This window comes from Myxococcus sp. NMCA1 (assembly GCF_026810205.1).
Taxonomy (GTDB): Bacteria; Myxococcota; Myxococcia; order Myxococcales; family Myxococcaceae; genus Myxococcus; species Myxococcus xanthus_A.
Map to the genome: position 1 here is coordinate 4,419,296 of NZ_CP113950.1, position 18,300 is coordinate 4,437,595.

General features: G+C 70.0%; 2 protein-coding genes (1 of these 2 running past the window's edge). Both read left to right on the top strand.

Features of this window, described 5'->3' with window-relative positions:
• Entirely contained in the window at positions 1-17,154 is a 17,154-nt protein-coding gene (locus OZ403_RS18830; RefSeq protein WP_268784760.1) for a non-ribosomal peptide synthase/polyketide synthase, read from the top strand.
• A protein-coding gene (locus tag OZ403_RS18835; RefSeq protein WP_268784761.1) for a non-ribosomal peptide synthetase/type I polyketide synthase crosses the window boundary here: on the top strand, positions 17,147-18,300 show its start. It continues 11,992 nt past the right edge of the window; 1,154 of the gene's 13,146 nt are visible here — the first part of the coding sequence; its start codon is at positions 17,147-17,149; its stop codon lies beyond the right edge, outside the window. Before OZ403_RS18830 ends, OZ403_RS18835 begins: the two co-directional genes overlap by 8 nt.

Genomic DNA, 18,300 nt, shown 5'->3' on the forward strand with positions numbered 1-18,300 from the left:
ATGCGCTCCCACCCGGCCGCGACACTGCTGGAGCTCCTCGATACGCAGACCCAGTCCCTGGGTGAACGGCCGCTGTACACCTTCCTGGAGGATGGCGGGGATGACGCGGTTCTGAGCTATGCCGGGTTGGATTTGCGAGCCCGGCGCATTGGCGCGGCGCTCCAGGCCCTGGCGCGAGCGGGCGAGCGGGCGGTGCTCCTCTATCCACCGGGCCTGGAGTACGTCGCGGGTTTCTTCGGCTGCATGTATGCCGGGTTGGTCGCCGTCCCAGCCTATCCGCCGGACCCGATGCGGCTGGAGAGGACGTTGCCTCGGCTGCGCGCCATCATCCGGGATGCGCGCGCGAGCGTCGTGCTCACCACCTCCTTCATTCAGGAGATGGGGGAGGGGCTCTTCGAAGGCGCCCCCGAACTCGCCGCGCTCCGCTGGGTGGCCACCGACGCGTTGCCCGAGGGGACCGAGGCGGGGTGGCGCCGTCCGGAGCCTTCGCGGGACACGCTGGCCTTCCTTCAATACACGTCCGGCTCCACGGGGGATCCGAAGGGCGTGCAGCTCAGCCATGGGAACCTGCTGCACAACCTGGGGCTGATCTCCCACGCGTTCCAGGTCCGCTCGGACAGCGTGGGCGTCATCTGGCTGCCGCCGTACCACGACATGGGCCTGATTGGCGGCATCCTCCAGCCGCTCTACGCGGGCTTCCCGGTGGCGCTGATGTCGCCGCTCGCGTTCCTTCGCCGCCCACGGTTCTGGTTGGAGTCACTGTCCCGCTTCGGTGGCACCATCAGCGGTGGCCCGTGCTTCGCCTTCGACCTGTGCGTGAGGAAGGTGCCTCCCGCGGAGCGTGAAGGGTTGGACCTGCGTCGCTGGGAGTTGGCCTTCTGTGGGGCCGAGCCCATCCGCCCGGAGGTCATGACCCGCTTCTCGGAAGCCTTCGCGCCCGTGGGCTTCCAGCGCGAGGCGCTCTATCCCTGCTACGGGCTCGCGGAAGGCACGCTGATCGCCTCGGGTGGGCGCAAGGGCGAAGGTGTCCTTACGCGGACATGGGACGCCCAGGCGTTGGAGCGGAACGAGGCGCTGGCGGCCGAGGACGGCCCCGGGGCGCGCCCGCTGGTGGGGTGCGGCCAGACGCTGCCTGAGCAGACGCTGCTCGTGGTGGACCCGGAGACGCGGCGCGCGTGCCCGCCCGAGCGGGTGGGGGAAATCTGGGTCTCCGGTCCCAGCGTGGCCCACGGCTATTGGGAGCGGCCCGAGGAGAGCGAAGCGGCGTTCGGAGCGCGATTGGCGGATTCGGACAGCGGCCCCCGGTTCCTGCGGACGGGAGACCTGGGCCTGCTGAAGGACGGCGAGCTGTTCGTCGTGGGCCGGCGCAAGGACCTCATCATCCTCCGCGGGCGCAACCTGCATCCGCAGGACCTGGAGCTGACGCTGGAGCGCAGCCATTCTGCGCTGCGGCCCGGGTGTGGCGCGGCGTTCTCCATCGACGTGGGCGGCGAGGAGCGGCTCGCGGTGATGTACGAGGTGGACTCGCGCAAGCCGTGGACCGCCGAGGACGTGGTGGGCGCCGTCCGCCGGGGGCTGGCAGAGACGCACGAGGTCCAGCTCCACACGCTCGTCCTCATCGAGCCGGGCGCGCTGCCGAAGACGTCCAGCGGGAAGATTCAGCGGCGTGCCTGCCGGGCCGAATGGCTCGCGGGGACGGCTCGGGCGCTGCTGACCTGGAGCGAGTCGGAAGCAGATGCGCCCCAGGCTGAGGCTCCCGCGCCAGACATCACCGCGTCCGAGCCGCTCACCGTGGAGGCACTGGAGGCGTGGTTGCTGGCGCGGATCGCCGCGCGGCTTCGCGTCCGTCCAGAGGAGTTGGCGACGGATGCGCCCATCACGTCCTTCGGTCTGGACTCACTGGGCGCCGTGGAGCTGGCGAACGACGTCGAGACCCTGGGCGTGGTCCTTCGCATGGAGGTCCTGCTTCAGGGGCCGACGGTGGGGGAACTCGCGCGGACCCTTTTCGCAGCGCGTGGGAAGTCCGCTGGCGCCGAGCTGACGCGGAGCGAGGAGGGGACGCCCGCGCCGCTCTCCTCCGCGCAGCAGCGACTGTGGCTGTTCGAGCAGCTTGCGCAGGGAATCGCCGCGTATCACCTGCCGGCGGCGGTACGGCTCACCGGTGCATTGGATGATGTGGCGCTGGAACGTGCCTTCGCTGCAATCGTTCAGCGCCACGCGGCGCTCCGGGCGACGTTCCGCGACGAAGATGGCACGCCGTCGCAGGTGACTTCGTCGGTGCCGGTGTCATCACTTCGCCGGGTGGACCTCCGCGACGTCCCGGTGGATGTCCGCGAGGAGGCCGCGCTTCGTCTGGCCCACGAGGAAGCGCGGGCGCCGTTCGACCTCGCGCGCGGTCCGCTGCTCCGGGCCACGCTGTTTAAATTGGATGCGCACGAGCACCTGCTGGTCGTGGTGATGCACCACATCGCCTCGGATGGTGCCTCGTTCGCCATCCTGGCCCGGGAGTTGAGCGCGCTGTACGCGGGTGATGCTTCGCTGCCGCCGTTGGCCTTCCAGTATCCCGATTTCGCGCGCTGGCGCCGCGAGGTCGAGGCGGACGGCGCCCTGGCCACGTCGCTCGACTGGTGGAAGGCGCGGCTGGCGGATGTGCCCGCTGCGCTGGAGCTGCCCGCGGACCGGTCTCGACCGCCCATGCCGTCCTATCGCGGTGGACGCGTGGCGGTGCGGTTTCCGGAGGCGCTGACAGCTCGGCTGGAGGCGTTGGGCCGGAGCGAAGGCGCCACGTTGTTCATGACGTTGCTGGCGGCTTTCGAGGTGCTGCTCGCACGTCATTCGGGACAGGAGGACTTCTGCGTCGGGACGGCCGTCAACGGGCGTGAACGGACGGGACTCGAAGGGTTGATGGGATGCTTCCTCGACCTGGTCGTCCTGCGCGCGTCCGTGTCCGGCTCATCACGTTTCCGCGAACTGTTGGGACAGACGCGGGAAGGCGTGCTGGCGGCCTTTGCCCACCGGGGCGTTCCTTTCGAGCGGCTGGTCGACGCCGTCCAACCCACGAGGGACCCCTCGCGCGCCCCCTTGTTCCAGGTGCTGTTCGTGCTCCAGCCGGAGCCCGGCGCGGGACTGGCGCTGCCCGGCCTGGAGTCTCGCCGCGTGGAGGTGGACCCGGGGGCCACGCCCTACGATTTGACGCTGTCGCTTGCCCGCAGGCATGAGGGACTGGGCGGGTGGCTCGAGTACGCCACGGACCTGTTTGATGCGGACACCGCCGCGCGTCTGGTGGCGCGGCTGGGCGTGCTTCTGGAGTCCATTGCCGCGGACCCTGACCAGCGCCTCTCCGTACTCCCGGTACTGCCACAGGCGGAGCAGCGGCAGGTTCTGTTCGACTGGAATGACACGCGGGCGGAGTTCCCTGGGACGTGCATCCATGCGCTCATCGAATCGCAGGCGCAGCGCACGCCGGACGCCGTTGCCGTGGTGTGTGGCGACGTGGCCCTCACGTACCGTGAGCTGAACCAACGAGCCAACGCCGTGGCATGGCGGCTGCGCGAGCAGGGCGTTGGACCTGAAGGCATCGTGGGGCTCTGCGCCGACCGCTCCGCGGACCTGGTCGTGGGCCTGCTGGGCATCTTCAAGGCGGGCGGTGTGTACCTGCCGCTGGACCCGTCGTACCCCGAGGCTCGGCTCGCGCTGATGCTGGAGGACTCTGGCGCCTCGGTGGTGCTCGCGCACCGGCATCTGGCGGGCGCGCTTCCGTTCGGCGATAGGACCGTGGTTCCGCTGGATGTGGCTGGCGAGGCGGACGCCGCGCCGCCGGGAGCCGTGGCGCCCGACAACCTGGCCTATGTCCTCTACACCTCGGGCTCCACCGGCATGCCCAAGGGCGTGCTGATTCCTCACCGCAACGTCGTCAGCTTCTTCACGGGCGTGGACGCGCGCGTGGGGGCCGAACCGGGGACGTGGCTCGCGGTGACGAGCGTCTCCTTCGACATCTCCGTGTTGGAGTTGCTCTGGACGCTGGCGCGCGGCTTCAAGGTCGCCGTGCAGGGCGAGCAGGGGGCCTTGGGGGCCGCACCGCGCCGGGTGACCCGGTCGCGCCAGAAGCCTCTGGGGTTCAGCCTCTTCTACTTCGCGGCGGACGAGGGGGCTCCAGGCGCGGAGCGTTACCGGCTGTTGATCGAGGGCGCGCGGTTCGCGGACCGTCATGGCTTCCAGGCGGTGTGGACGCCGGAGCGCCACCTTCATGCGTTTGGTGGGCTCTATCCCAATCCGTCCGTGACGAGCGCGGCCATCGCCGCCATCACCGAGCGCGTGGCCATCCGCGCTGGCAGCGTCGTGCTGCCTCTGCACCACCCCGTGCGCGTGGCCGAGGAGTGGTCGCTCGTCGACAACCTGTCGAAGGGCCGCGTCGGCATCTCCGTGGCGCCGGGCTGGCACGCGGATGACTTCGTCCTCGCGCCAGAGCGGTATTCGGAGCGCCGGGAGCTGGCGCGGCGGGACCTGGACACGTTGCGGCGGCTCTGGCGCGGTGAGTCGCTGTCGTTCCCCAATGGCGCGGGGACGCCCATCGATGTCCGCATCCGTCCGAGCCCCGTGCAGCGCGAGCTCCCCGTGTGGCTGACCGCCGCTGGCAATCCGGACACCTTCCGCGAAGCGGGCCGGCTGGGCGCGGGCGTGCTGACGCACCTCTTGGGACAGCAGTGGGAGGAGCTGGAATCGCGCATCGCGCTCTACCGCGAGGCCTGGCGCGAGGCGGGCCACGAGGGCGAGGGCCATGTGACGCTGATGCTCCACACGTTCGTGGGGCACGACGTGGAGCGCGTGCGAGAGACGGTCGAAGCGCCGCTGCGGCGCTACCTGAGCAACTCCGCAGACCTGATGCGCGGGTTGGGCCGGACGCTGGGCGTGGACCTGGATCCCGCATCGGTTCGTCCGGAGGACCTGGACGCGCTCGTGGGACGGGCCTTCGGGCGCTTCTTCGAAGGGGCGGGACTCTTCGGGACGCCGCGCACCTGCCGGGAGCAGGTGGCGCGCATCGAGGCGCTGGGCGTGGATGAGGTCGCGTGCCTCATCGACTTCGGCGTGGACACGGATGCCGTGCTCGCCAGCCTTCCGGCGCTGGATGCCGTGCGGCAGCGCTGCGAGCGGGACTTCCGGCTTCAGTCGCAGGAGGAAATCACCGTGCCCGCGCAGCTTCGCCGGCACGGAGTCACGCATCTGCAATGCACGCCCTCCCTGGCCCAGGCGCTGCTCTTGGAGCCCGGTGCGGCCGGGGCGCTCGCGGGGCTGGAGCGCCTGCTCGTCGGCGGTGAGGCGCTGTCCGCGGAGCTGGCGGCACGGCTGCGGGACACCGTGGGCGGCGCGCTGCTCAACATGTACGGCCCCACGGAGACCACCATCTGGTCCTCGTCGCACGCCGTGGATGGTTCGCCGGGGCCGGTGCCCATTGGTACGCCCATCGCCAACACGTCGCTGTACGTGCTGGATGCGGAGCTTCGGCCCTTGCCCGTGGGAGTGCCCGGTGAACTCTACATCGGTGGCACGGGTGTCGCTCGGGGCTACCACGCGCGGCCAGAGTTGACCGCCGAGCGTTTCCTTCCGGATCCGGTGTCCGCCGACGCCGGTGCCCGGATGTATCGAACGGGCGACCGGGCACGGTGGCGCGCGGATGGAACGGTGGAGTTCCTGGGCCGGGTGGACCACCAGCTCAAGCTCCGTGGCTTCCGGGTGGAGCCTGGCGAAATCGAGTCCGTGCTTGCGCGGCACTCCGACGTGGCGCAGGCCGTGGTCGTGGCGCGGGAGGAGTCTGCTGGATGCGCTCGCCTCGTCGCGTACGTCGTCGCCCGGCCGGGTACGGCGCTTTCGGTGGAGGCGCTGCTGGCCTTCTCCCGGCGCTCCCTGCCGGAGCACATGGTGCCTTCGGCGTTCGTGCCACTCGACGCGCTCCCGTTGACGCCCAACGGGAAGGTGGACCGGAAGGCGTTGCCCGCGCCGGAGGGCGTCCGCGACGTCGCTCGGGAGTACGTGGCGCCTCGGACGGACACTGAGCGCCGTTTGGCCGAGCTGTGGGCCTCGCTGCTGGGCGTGGAGCGGGTTGGCGCCGAGGACGACTTCTTCGCGCTGGGCGGGCACTCGCTGCTGGCCACACGCGCTGCCTCCCGGATTCGTGAGGCGTTCGGGGTGGACCTGCCCCTGCGTGAGCTGTTCGAGTCGTCCTCACCCGCGGCCTTGGGGGCGCGCATCGATGCTCGCCTCCTGGGGGCGTCCGGTGTGCCTCCGTTGGTGGCTCGGTCTCATGAAGGGGCGCTGCCACTGTCCTTCGCGCAGCAACGGCTCTGGTTCCTGGAGCAGCTCGAACCCGGCGGCGCCGCGTACAACGATGCGGTGGCTGTCCGTGTGGAGGGGGCGCTCGATGTAGCGTTGCTGGAGCGCTCTCTGAGAGAGGTGGTCCGGCGGCACGAAGTCCTCCGTGCCACCTTCCACGATGAAGACGGAACGCCTTCCTGGCGCATCCATCCCGAGGCCCGACTTGCTCTGGACCGGGTGGACCTGACCGCGCTTTCGGGGGCTGCTCAGGCGGAGGCCCTGTCGTTGCGATTGGCGCAGGAGTCGCTGCGGGCGTTCGACCTCGGCGCGGGACCGCCGCTTCGAGCCACGCTGCTCCAGGTGAGCGCGCGTGAGCACGTGCTCTTGTTGGTGCTGCACCACCTGGTGACGGATGGCGCGTCCATGGGCGTGCTCGTGCTCGAGGTAGCGGCGCTCTATCGGGCCTTCTCCCAGGGGCAGGTTTCGCCGTTGTTGGCGCTGCCGCTCCAGTACGTGGACTACGCGGCGTGGCAGCGCGACTGGCTTCGCGGCGAGGCGCTGGAGGCGCAACTCGCGTATTGGCGGACCCGGTTGGAAGGGGCACCTCGGGCGCTGGACCTGCCCACGGACCAGCCTCGACCGGCCGTGCGCAGCAGCCGTGGCGTGAGCCGAAGCGTGCTCCTGGGTTCGGAGTTGTCGCGTGCGCTGAAAACGTTGGCCCAGCGCGAGGGCGCCACGCCCTTCATGGTGCTGCTGGCGGGCTTCTCCGTGCTGCTGTCCCGTCATGGAGGGCAGGACGACCTGTGCGTGGGAACGCCGGTGGAGGGCCGTGACCGGACCGAGCTGGAAGGGCTCATCGGCTGCTTCGTCAACACGCTGGTCCTGCGCGTGTCGCTGGCGGGCGCGCCCTCCTTCCGGGAGTTGATTGCCCGCGCGCGGGAGACCGTGCTGGGGGCCTTCGCGCATCAGGACGCACCCTTCGAGGAACTGGTGAAGGCGCTCCAGCCCGAGCGCGACCTGGGCCGCAGCCCGCTCTTCCAGGCCATGCTCGTGATGCAGGAGGACCCGCTGCCGGAGTTGGTGATTCCGGGGCTCCGGCTGAACGTCCAGCCGCAGCCGAGTCTCACCGCGAAGTTCGACCTGCGGCTCATCATCACGGACACGACGGCAGGCTTCTCCGCGAACCTGGAGCTGAGCACCGACCTGTTCGAGCCGGACACCGCATCGCGCCTGCTGGAGCACCTGCGCGTCCTGCTGGAGGCGGGCGTCCGTGAGCCGGAACAGCGGGTGCACGCGCTTCCCCTGATGACCTCGGCGGAGCGGCACCGGGTCCTGGTGGCGTGGAATGACACGGACCGTCCTTGGCCGGGAGTGAGCGTCCTGCATCGGCTCATCGAAGCGCAGGTGGACCGCACACCGGATGCGGTGGCGCTGAGCTTCGAGCGCGACACCCTCACGTATGGGGAGCTGGACCGGCGCGCGAATCAGCTCGCGCGCTACCTGCGGGCCCGAGGCGTGGGGTCGGACACGCGGGTTGCGCTGTGTGTGGAGCGTTCGCTGGAGATGGTGGTGGGGCTCCTCGGCGTGCTCAAGGCGGGGGGCGCCTACGTGCCGCTCGACCCGGAGTATCCCCGCGAGCGACTGGAGTACATGCTCGCGGACGCCGCGGCGCCGGTGCTGCTGACGCAGGCTCGGTGGTCGGAACGCCTGCCTCGGGGCGGCGCCACCGTGGTGTGCCTGGACTCGGAGTGGGACGCGGTGGCGCACGAGCGCGAGGAGCGTCTCGACTTGACCGTGGAAGGGAGCGGGCTGGCATACGTCCTCTACACCTCGGGCTCCACGGGCCGGCCCAAGGGGGCGATGAACACGCATGCCGCCATCTGCAACCGGCTCCTGTGGATGCAGGAGGCCTACGGGCTTGATGCGAGCGACCGCGTCCTCCAGAAGACGCCGTTCAGCTTCGACGTCTCCGTGTGGGAGTTCTTCTGGCCGCTGCTGGCGGGCGCGCGGTTGGTGATGGCGCGGCCTGGTGGGCACCGGGAGCCCGCGTACCTGACGGACACCATCGCTCGCGAGCGCATCACCACGTTGCACTTCGTGCCGTCCATGCTCCGGCCCTTCCTGGAGGAGACGGAGCTGGCGGTGTCCTGCGCCAGCCTGAGAAGGGTGTTCTGCAGTGGCGAGGCCCTGCCTCCCGAGCTGCGGGACCGCTTCTTCTCGTGCCTGCCCGCCGAGCTTCACAACCTCTACGGCCCGACGGAGGCCGCGGTGGACGTGACGGCGTGGGCCTGCTCACGTGAGGACCGTGGACATGTCGTGCCCATCGGGCGTCCCATCGCCAACGCGCGGATGTACGTGCTGGATGCGCGGCTGCGTCCCGTGCCGGCGGGCGTTCCGGGTGAGCTGTACATCGGTGGTGCACCGCTGGCGCGCGGCTACTGGCAGCGGCCGGACCTGACCGCTGAGCGATTCTTGCCGGACGCCTTCGCGGCGCAGCCGGGGGCGCGGATGTACCGGACGGGCGATCAGGCCCGCTTCCTGGCGAATGGCGCCATCGAGTACCTGGGCCGCCTGGATGACCAGGTGAAGGTGCGGGGCTTCCGCATCGAACTGGGTGAGATTGAAGCCGTGCTGTCCCTGCACCCCGGCGTGCGGACGGCGGCGGTAGCGATTCGAGAGGACGTCCCGGGAGACCGGCGCCTCGTGGCGTACGTGGTCGCGTCCTCGGGGGACGTGGCATCGGAGCTTCGGGCCTTCCTCGGTGAGCGACTGCCCGAGCACATGGTGCCGTCCGGCTTCATCACGCTGGACGCGCTCCCGCTGTCGCCCAGTGGGAAGCTCGACCGTCGTGGCCTCCCCGCACCGGTGCGGGCAACGCAGGGGAGCGGCGCGGCTTACGTCGAACCCCGTAGCGCGCTGGAGCTTCAGCTCGCGCACATCTGGGCGAGCGTCTTGGGCGTCGAGCGGGTTGGCGCCGAGGACCGCTTCTTCGAACTGGGCGGTGACTCCATCCTCGCGCTTCAGGTGATTGCGCGGGCGCGGCAGGTGGGCATCCACCTCACGGCGCGCCAACTCTTCCAGCATCCGACGGTGGCAGGGCTGTCCCAGGTGGCGACAAGCCGTCGTCGCCTGGGAGACCAGGGCCCGGTTGTAGGGCCCGTGCCGTTGACGCCCATCCAGCGGTGGTTCGTCGAGCGCGAGCTTCCTGAAGCGCATCACTTCAACCAGGCGTTGATGCTGGAGCCCCGTGAGCGCCTGGAGTCGGACGTGCTGGCTCGGGCACTGCGAGCCCTCGTGGACCATCACGATGCGCTCCGGCTGCGGCTGTCACGGAGTGAGACGGGGTGGGCGCAGTCGTGTGCGGAGCCAGGGCTCGACGTGCCACTGCGGCTCGTGGACCTGTCCGGGGTGGAGGCATCCGCGCAGTCCGTGGCGATGGAGCGCACCGCCACGGAGGAACAGGCGGAGGTGGACCTGAACGCGGGGGGCCTCCTGCGGGCGGTGTTGTTCGACCGGGGACCGGACCGGACGGGACGGCTGCTGCTGGTCATCCACCACCTCGCGGTGGATGGCGTCTCCTGGCGCGTGTTGTTGGAGGACTTGGAGACCTCGCTTCGGCAGCTTGCTCGCGGCGAGCCGGTGACGCTTCCCGCGAAGACGACGTCGTTCCAGGCCTGGGCACAACGGTTGGAGGCGCATGCGGCCTCGGGATTGCTCGCGGAGGAGGGAACCTACTGGCGGGATGTGCTGAGCGCGGAAGTGGCTGCGCTTCCTCGGGATGTGCCGGGTGGGGTGAACTCGCAGGATTCAGAGCGCGTCATCACGGTGGCGCTGAATGCCGACGTGACACACTCGCTGCTCCGTGCAGCGTCGGTTGGACCTCAGCCGGGCCTTGAAGACGTGCTCCTCACTGGGGTTGCGAGCGCGCTGGCCCGATGGAGTGGCGGGCGCCGACTGCGCATCGACCTGGAGGCCCACGGGCGCGACGAGCTGTTCGACGACGTGGACCTCTCACGCACGGTGGGGTGGTTCACCGCGTTGTTCCCCGTGCGTCTGGAGTTGCCGGAGGAGATGGCGTCCGCCTCCGTGCTCGCGGCGGTTCGCGCGGCACGTGAGCACCGGAAGGGCAGGGGCCTTGGATATGGCCTGCTGCGCTACCTCCGTCATGAGGCCGGTGCTTCGTCTGAGGTCCTCTTCAACTACCTGGGGCAAATCGACTCAGGTGCGCGGGAATCGGCGCTGTTCACGCTGGCGCCGGAGCCCACGGGCGCCTCCCAGGGGACGCGTGGGCTCCGGAGCCATGTGTTGGAGGTGGTGGCTCGCGTCGTGGGCGGACGCCTGGAGTTGGCCTGGCATTACAGCGAGGCGCTGCATTCGCGTGCGCGCATCGAAGCCCTGGCGCGTCACTGTGTCGAAACGCTGGTGGAACTCGCGGGCGCAACGGAGGAGCGTCATCCGCTCTCACCCCTCCAGCATGGGTTGTTGTTCCAGGTGCTGCTGGAGCCCGGCACCGGCGCGTACTTCGAGCAGCGAAGCTGGACGCTCGCCGGTCCGTTGAATGCCGGGGCGCTACGGCGAGCTTGGGAGGCGGTGTCCGAACGGCATTCCTCCCTGCGCACCTCGTTCCTCTGGGAGGGGCTGGAGGAACCTGTCCAGGTGGTCCATTCACGGGCGACTCCCGTGTGGCGTGAGTTCGATTGGCGCGGGCGCTCCTCGGAGGAACAATCCCAGTCCCTGGCCGCGTTCCTGCGTGAGGACCGGGCGCAGGGCTTTGTCCTGTCGAAGGCGCCGCTGATGCGGCTGGCGCTGATTCGACTGGAGGACCAGGCTTGGCGGTTCGTCTGGAGCTTCCATCACCTGCTGCTCGATGGGTGGAGCCTGGCGCGAGTCCTTGGCGAGGTGCTCGATGCTTACGCGGTGATTTCAGCGGGGGCAGATTGGCGCCCGCCCGCCGTGATGGATTTCCGCACTTACGTTGAATGGCTGGGCCGCCGCCGACCCGAGCAGGATGAAGCCTTCTGGCGGGAGCAATTCGAGGGCATCGACGCGCCGACGCCATTGCCCGCGGAAGGAGGCTCCACCGCTGCGAGTGACACGGGTGAGCACGCACTGGAGCTGGGCGAGGCCGATACCGCCGCACTCCAGGAATTTTCACGCCGCCACGGGCTGACGCCGAGCACCCTGGTCCACGGAGCGTGGGCGTTGCTGTTGTCCCGCTATGGAGGCGGGCAGGACGTCGTGTTCGGGACGACACTCGCGGGCCGTCCGCCTGAGCTGCCGGGCATCGAGGAAGCCGTCGGGTTGTTCATCCACTCGCTCCCTGTTCGCGCCCGTATTCAACATGGCGCCGGGTTGCTGCCCTGGCTGCGCGAGCTTCAGTCCCTGCTGGTGGAGCTGGGGCAACGGGAGCACGTCCCGCTCACCCGGCTTCAGGGGTGGAGCGACATTCCCCGAGGCACGCCGCTCTTCGAGAGTCTCCTCGTGTTCGAGAACTACCCGGTGGATGCGGCGCTCGCGCGCGGTGCGGCCGGGTTGAAGCTGCGGGACTTCGCGGCCTTCGAGCGCACGCACTATCCGCTGACCGCCGTGGTGGTTCCGGGACGCTCCATGCGGCTGAAGCTGCTGTACCGGCAGGAGCGAATCTCAAAGGCCGCCGCCGAGCAGTTGCTGACGCACTGGGGCGGTCTGCTTCAGGCGATGTGGCGTCGTCCTGAGCAGCGACTGGGCGACGTGTCCCTGCTGTCGGAGGCCGAGCGGCGCCGCGTGCTGGTGGAGTGGAACGCCACCGCGACCGCGTACCCCCGCGAAGCCACGGTGCATTCGCTGTTCGAGTCCCAGGCTGCGCGGACGCCAGAGGCCGTGGCGGTGCGGTATGGCGGCACGTCGCTGACGTACGCCGCGCTGAACGCGCGGGCGAACCAGGTGGCGCACCGGCTGGGGGCCTTGGGAGTCCGACGAGGGACTCTCGTGGGCCTCTGCGTGGAGCGCTCCGCCGAGCTGGTCGTCGGGATGCTGGGCATCCTCAAGGCGGGGGCGGCTTACGTGCCCCTGGACCCGGCGTACCCGCGCGAGCGGCTCGCATGGATGCTCGCGGATGCGGGGGCACCAGTACTGCTGACGCAGGAACGGCTGCGGGGTGCGGTGCCTTCGGAGGGCGTGAGTGTCCTCACGGTGGAGGCGGTCTCGGTGCAAGGGGACGCCGCTGTACTGGCGACGCTGGGAGCCGGAGTCGGCGCAGCGGATGCCGCCTACGTCATCTACACCTCCGGCTCCACGGGGACTCCCAAGGGCGTCTGTGTTTCCCATCAGGCCGTGGTCCGGCTGGTGGTGGAGACGGACTTCATCCGCGTGCTGCCTGAGGATCGCGTGGCGCAGGCATCCAACGCCTCGTTCGACGCGGCCACGTTCGAAATCTGGGGTGCGCTCCTCAACGGTGCCCGAGTGGTTGGCGTGGAGCGGGAGACAGCGCTCTCTCCGCGTGCCTTCGCGTCCTGGCTGCGGGAGGAGGGCATTCGCGTCCTCTTCCTCACCACGGCCTGGTTCAACCAGGTGGCCACGGAAGTGCCGGACGCCTTCAGCGGGTTGCGACAGCTGCACTTCGGAGGTGAGGCCGTGGACCCGCGGCCGGTCCGCCGGGTCCTTCGTGAAGGTGCTCCCGAGCGGCTGCTGCACGTCTATGGCCCCACGGAGAACACCACGTTCTCCACGTGGCACCTCGTCACGGATGTGCCCGAGGGCGCCGTATCGATTCCCATCGGGAAGCCGCTGGCGAACACGGTTCAGTACGTGCTCGACGAGGACATGGCGCCGGTGCCGCCGGGAGGCGTGGGGGAGCTGTGGCTTGGTGGCGACGGACTCGCGTGGGGCTATCTGGGACAACCTGCGCTGACGGCGGAGCGCTTCGTTCCGAACCCGTTCAGCGAGCGTCCCGGGACGCGGCTCTACCGGACAGGTGACCGGGTCCGTTTGTTGGCGGATGGCGTGGTGACGTTCGAAGGCCGCGTGGACGCGCAGGTGAAGGTGCGTGGCTTCCGCGTGGAGCCGGGCGAGGTCGAGGCCGCGCTGCTGCGTCACCCCGACGTCCGGCAAGCCGTGGTGCTGGCGCGAGAGGATGAAGCAGGGGGATCGCGGCACCTGGTGGCCTACGTCGTACCGACCGCGGAAGCCGCCGCGCCTCCCGCGCCTTCGCTCCTGCGGACCTTCCTCGCCACGCACTTGCCGGCGTACATGGTGCCTGCCGTCTTCATGGTGCTGGAGCGCCTGCCGCTGACGCCCAACGGCAAGGTGGACCGGCGCGCGCTGCCCGCGCCCACTGGCGAATCGGAGGTCATCGTACCCAGAGGCCCCGAGGAGGAATTGCTCGCGCGGCTCTTTGGCGAGCTGCTCGGCGTCTCCCGTGTCGGAGCCTCCGACAGCTTCTTCGATTTGGGCGGTCACTCCCTGCTGGCCACGCGGGTCGTCACACGGATTCACGCCACCTTTGGCGTTGCCTTGCCGCTGCGGGCCCTCTTCGACGACCCGACCGTGGCCAGGCTGGCCGAGCGCATTCGCGAGGCCCGGCAGTCATCCGGAACGGTGCGCCCGCCGCCCATCGTCCCCGTGTCCAGGGACAACCCCCTGCCACTGTCGACGATGCAGGAGCGACTGTGGCTGCTGGAACAGCTCCAGCCGGGCACGGCCCTCTACAACGTCCCCTGGGCCGCATGGCTCTCCGGGCCGTTGGATGTGCCTGCCCTGGAGCGGGCACTGGCGGGGCTGTTCCTGCGTCACGAAGCCCTGAGGACCACCTTCTCCAGCAACGCGGGAGAGCCCGTCCAGGTCATCCATCCGAACGGCGACGTGGCGCTCCCCGTGGTCGACCTCGAGGGGCTTCCGGAGGCGGAGCGTGAAGCACAGGCCGTGCTCGCCGCGTTGGAAGAGGCTCGCCGCCCGTTCGACCTGGTGAATGGCCCTCTGTGTCGGGCATTGCTGATTCGCACGGCCGGTGATGCGCACCTGTTGGTCCTCACGCTGCACCACATTGTCTCGGACGGGTGGTCGCTGGGCGTGGCCGTGCGGGAGCTGTCGGCGCTTTACGGCGCGGAGCTGCGGGGCCGGCCTTCCTCGCTGCCAGCGCCTGCATTTCAGCCAGCGGACCATGCGGTGTGGCAGCGCCAGTGGCTGCAGGGGGAGGCGCTCTCCGCGCAGGTTGGATACTGGAGAAGGCAGCTCGCCGGGGCTCCGCCTGTCCTGGAGCTTCCCAAGGACTTCCCTCGGCCGAGCTTGCAGCGCTTCAGAGGCGACACGCTGGCGGTGCGTTTCCCCGCCGAGCTGTCGGAGGCGTTCCGCGCGCTGTGCATCCGAGAAGGCGTCACGCCCTTCATGGGCCTGCTGGCGGCCTTCCAGCTTTTGCTGTCGCGGGTGTCGGGCCAGGACGACGTGTGCGTGGGCTCGCCCATCGCGGGCCGGCATCAGCCTGGGCTGGAGAACCTGATTGGCTTCTTCGTCAACACGCTGGTGCTCCGCGCGCGTCTGCCGCGCTCGAGCTCCTTCCGTGAGTTCCTGCGTCAGGTCCGGGAGACGACGCTGGACGCATACGCCCACCAGGACGTGCCGTTCGAGAAGCTGGTGGAGGCGCTGCAACCGCCACGGAGCCTGAGCCATGCGCCCCTGGTGCAGGTGGTGCTTGCGCTCCACGAAGCCACGCACCAGGACGCCGCGCCGGAAGGGCTGGCCCTGCGCCCTGTGGAGCTGGCCTCGGGGATGGCGAAGTTCGACCTCACGTTGTCCCTGACCGACGCACCAGAGGGGGTCACCGGCACCCTGGAGTACGACGCGGACCTCTTCACGCAGGCGACGGCCACCCGGCTGATGAAGGGGCTCCGGGTGTTGATGGAAGGCGCGGTGGCGGACGCCGGCCAACGCTTGGGCGAGCTGCCGATGATGGACACGGCGGAGCGTCAGCGTCTGCTCGTGGCGTGGAACGACACCGCGGTGGAGTACCCCCGAGAAGCGTGCCTCGCGGAGCTCTTCGAGGCTCAGGTGGCGCGCTTGCCGGACGCGGTCGCGGTGGTGTGCGAGGAGGCTCGGGTCACCTATGCGGAGCTGGACCGGGGGGCGAACCAGCTTGCGTGGTACCTGCGCAGGCAGGGGGTGGTTCCGGGGACTCCCGTGGGGCTGTGCGTTCAACGTTCGATCGACCTGGTGGTGGGGATGCTCGGCATCCTCAAGGCTGGTGGCGCCTACGTGCCGTTGGACCCCACGTACCCTCGCGAGCGCCTGGCGTTCATGGTGGAGGACACGCGCCTCCCCGTGGTGGTGGCGCAGCAGGCCGTGCTGGCCCTGCTTCCTTCGGGCAGTGCGGACGTGGTGCTCCTGGATTCGGCCCGGGATGAAATCGCGCGTGAGCCCACGGTTTCTCCTCGCGTGACGGTCCCGGCGGAGTCGCTGGCGTACGTCATGTACACGTCAGGCTCCACGGGAAGGCCCAAGGGCGTCTGCGTGCCGCAGCGCGCGGTGGCCCGGCTGGTGCTGGGCTCCCGCTTCGCGCGGTGGGGCGCGGACGAGGTCTTCCTCCAACTGGCGCCCATTTGCTTCGATGCCGCCACCTTCGAGCTGTGGGGCGCGCTGCTGCACGGCGCGAAGCTGGTCCTCTTCCCCGCGCAGCCTCCCACGGTGGACACGCTCAAGGACGTGCTTGCGCGTCACGGTGTCACCACGCTGTGGCTCACGGCCGCGCTCTTCGACGCGCTCTCCGCCGCGAGGCCGGACGCCCTGGATGGCGTGCGGCAGCTCCTGGCGGGCGGTGACGTGCTCCCACCGGCCGCGGTGCGGGAGCGGCTCGGGCGCGGCGGCATCCTGGTCAACGGGTACGGGCCCACCGAGGGCACCACCTTCACCTGCTGCTATGTGATGGAGGGCGCCGTCGCGCCAGGGGCCATTCCCATTGGCCGTCCCATCGCGAACACACGGGTGTACGTGGTGGACGCGGAGTTGCGCCCCGTGCCGGTGGGCGTGCCGGGTGAGCTGCTCATTGGCGGTGACGGCCTCGCCTGGGGGTACCAGGGACGGCCGGAGCTGACTGCGGAGCGCTTCGTTCCGGACCCCTTCGGCTCGGAGGTGGGCGGGCGGCTGTATCGCACGGGCGACAGCGTGCGTTACCGCGAGGACGGCACGCTGGAGTTCCTCGAACGGCTGGACGGCCAGGTGAAGGTGCGTGGCTACCGGGTGGAGCCGGGCGAGGTGGAGGATGCGTTGCGCCTGCACCCGTCGGTGGCCGAGGCGGTGGTGGTGGCGCGGCCCGACCCCGCGGGAGGCAAGCGACTGGTGGCCTACGCGGTGCCTCGGGCAGGGGAGACGTTGGACCCCCACGGCCTTCGCGGCTTCCTGGCGGAGTCGCTGCCCGAGTTCATGGTGCCTTCCGCGCTGGTCCCGCTGACGGCGCTGCCGCTCACGCCGGTGGGCAAGCTGGACCGGCTCGCGCTGCCGGAGCCGGAGGTCTCACGTCCGGCAGGGAGTGCCTTCGTGGAGCCCACCACCGCGCTGGAGCGTCAGGTGGCGGCGCTCTGGGCGAAGGTGCTCGGCGTGGAGCGGGTCGGTGTGGAGGACCACTTCTTCGCGGACCTGGGCGGCAGCTCCATGTCCGTGGTCAAGGCGTGCGCATTGCTGCGCGACGAGCTGAAGCGCGACGTTCCGGCGACGCGCTTCTTTGAACATCCCACGGTCCGCGCGTTCGTCATGTCCCTGGAGCGGGACGGCGAGCCGGCGGCAGACACCCAGGACAACGAGGCCCACGTGGATCGCGCCCAGCAGCGGCGTCAGGCGATCCGTCGGCAGGGCCGGCGAGGGAATCACGGCAATGGCTGAGCTTGATGACATGCAGGGCGAGGACTCCAGCAGCGACATCGCGGTCATCGGCATGGCGGGGCGTTTCCCGGGCGCTCGTAACCTGGGTGACTTCTGGAACAACGTCCGTGGCGGCGTGGAGTCCATCTCGTTCTTCTCCGAGGACGAACTGGAGCGCTCACCGCTCATTCCCGAGGACCTGTGGCGGCACCCGCGCTTCATTCGCGCGGGGGGCATCCTCGAAGGCGCGGATGGCTTCGACCACGGCTTCTTCGACATCCCGCTGCGCGAGGCGCAGTGGATGGACCCGCAGCAGCGTGTGTTCCTCCAGTCCGCCTGGGCGGCGATCGAGGACGCGGCGTATGACCCCTCTCGTTACAAGGGGCGCATCTCGCTCTACGCGGGCGCCGGTTCGTCCGGCCACCTGCTGAACCTGCTGAGCGAGGCGCGGAAGGACGCGGGCGCGGGCCTGGAGTTGGCCACCGCGGGCCCGGAGAGCCTGGCGATGAAGGCGTCCTTCAAGCTCCAGCTTCGGGGCGAGAGCGTCGCCGTCTACACCGCGTGCTCTACTGGATTGGTCGCCATCCACATGGCCTGCCAGAGCCTGCTGACGCGGCAGTCGGACATCGCGCTCGCGGGCGCGGTGCGCATCGCCAGCCCGCAGCGCACGGGCTACCTGCACCAGGATGGGCTCATCTTCTCGCCGGACGGGCACTGCCGCGCCTTCGACCACCGCGCGGGTGGCACCGTGGCGGGCAACGGCGCGGGCGTGGTGGTGCTCAAGCTGCTCTCGGATGCGCTGCGGGACGGTGACCACATCCACGCGGTCATCAAGGGCTCGGCCGTCAACAACGACGGTCAACAGAAGGTCGGCTACACCGCGCCGAGCATCGAGGGCCAGACGGAGGTCGTCGCGGACGCGCTGGCCTATGCGGGCCTGGGCGGTGACGACATCAGCTACGTGGAGGCCCACGGCACGGGCACGTCGCTGGGCGACCCCATCGAAATCGCCGCGCTGACGCGGGCGTTCCGGAAGACGACGGAGCGTTCGGGCTTCTGCGCCATCGGCTCGCTCAAGACGAACCTGGGGCACCTGGACGCGGCGGCTGGCGTGGCGGGGTTCATCAAGGTGGTGCTGTCGCTTCAGCACGGTGAGCTGCCGCCGAG

Excerpts from the sequence above, each read along its gene's own strand:
- OZ403_RS18830 (WP_268784760.1), top strand. The coding sequence starts at position 1 with ATGCGCTCCCACCCGGCCGCGACACTGCTGGAGCTCCTCGATACGCAG.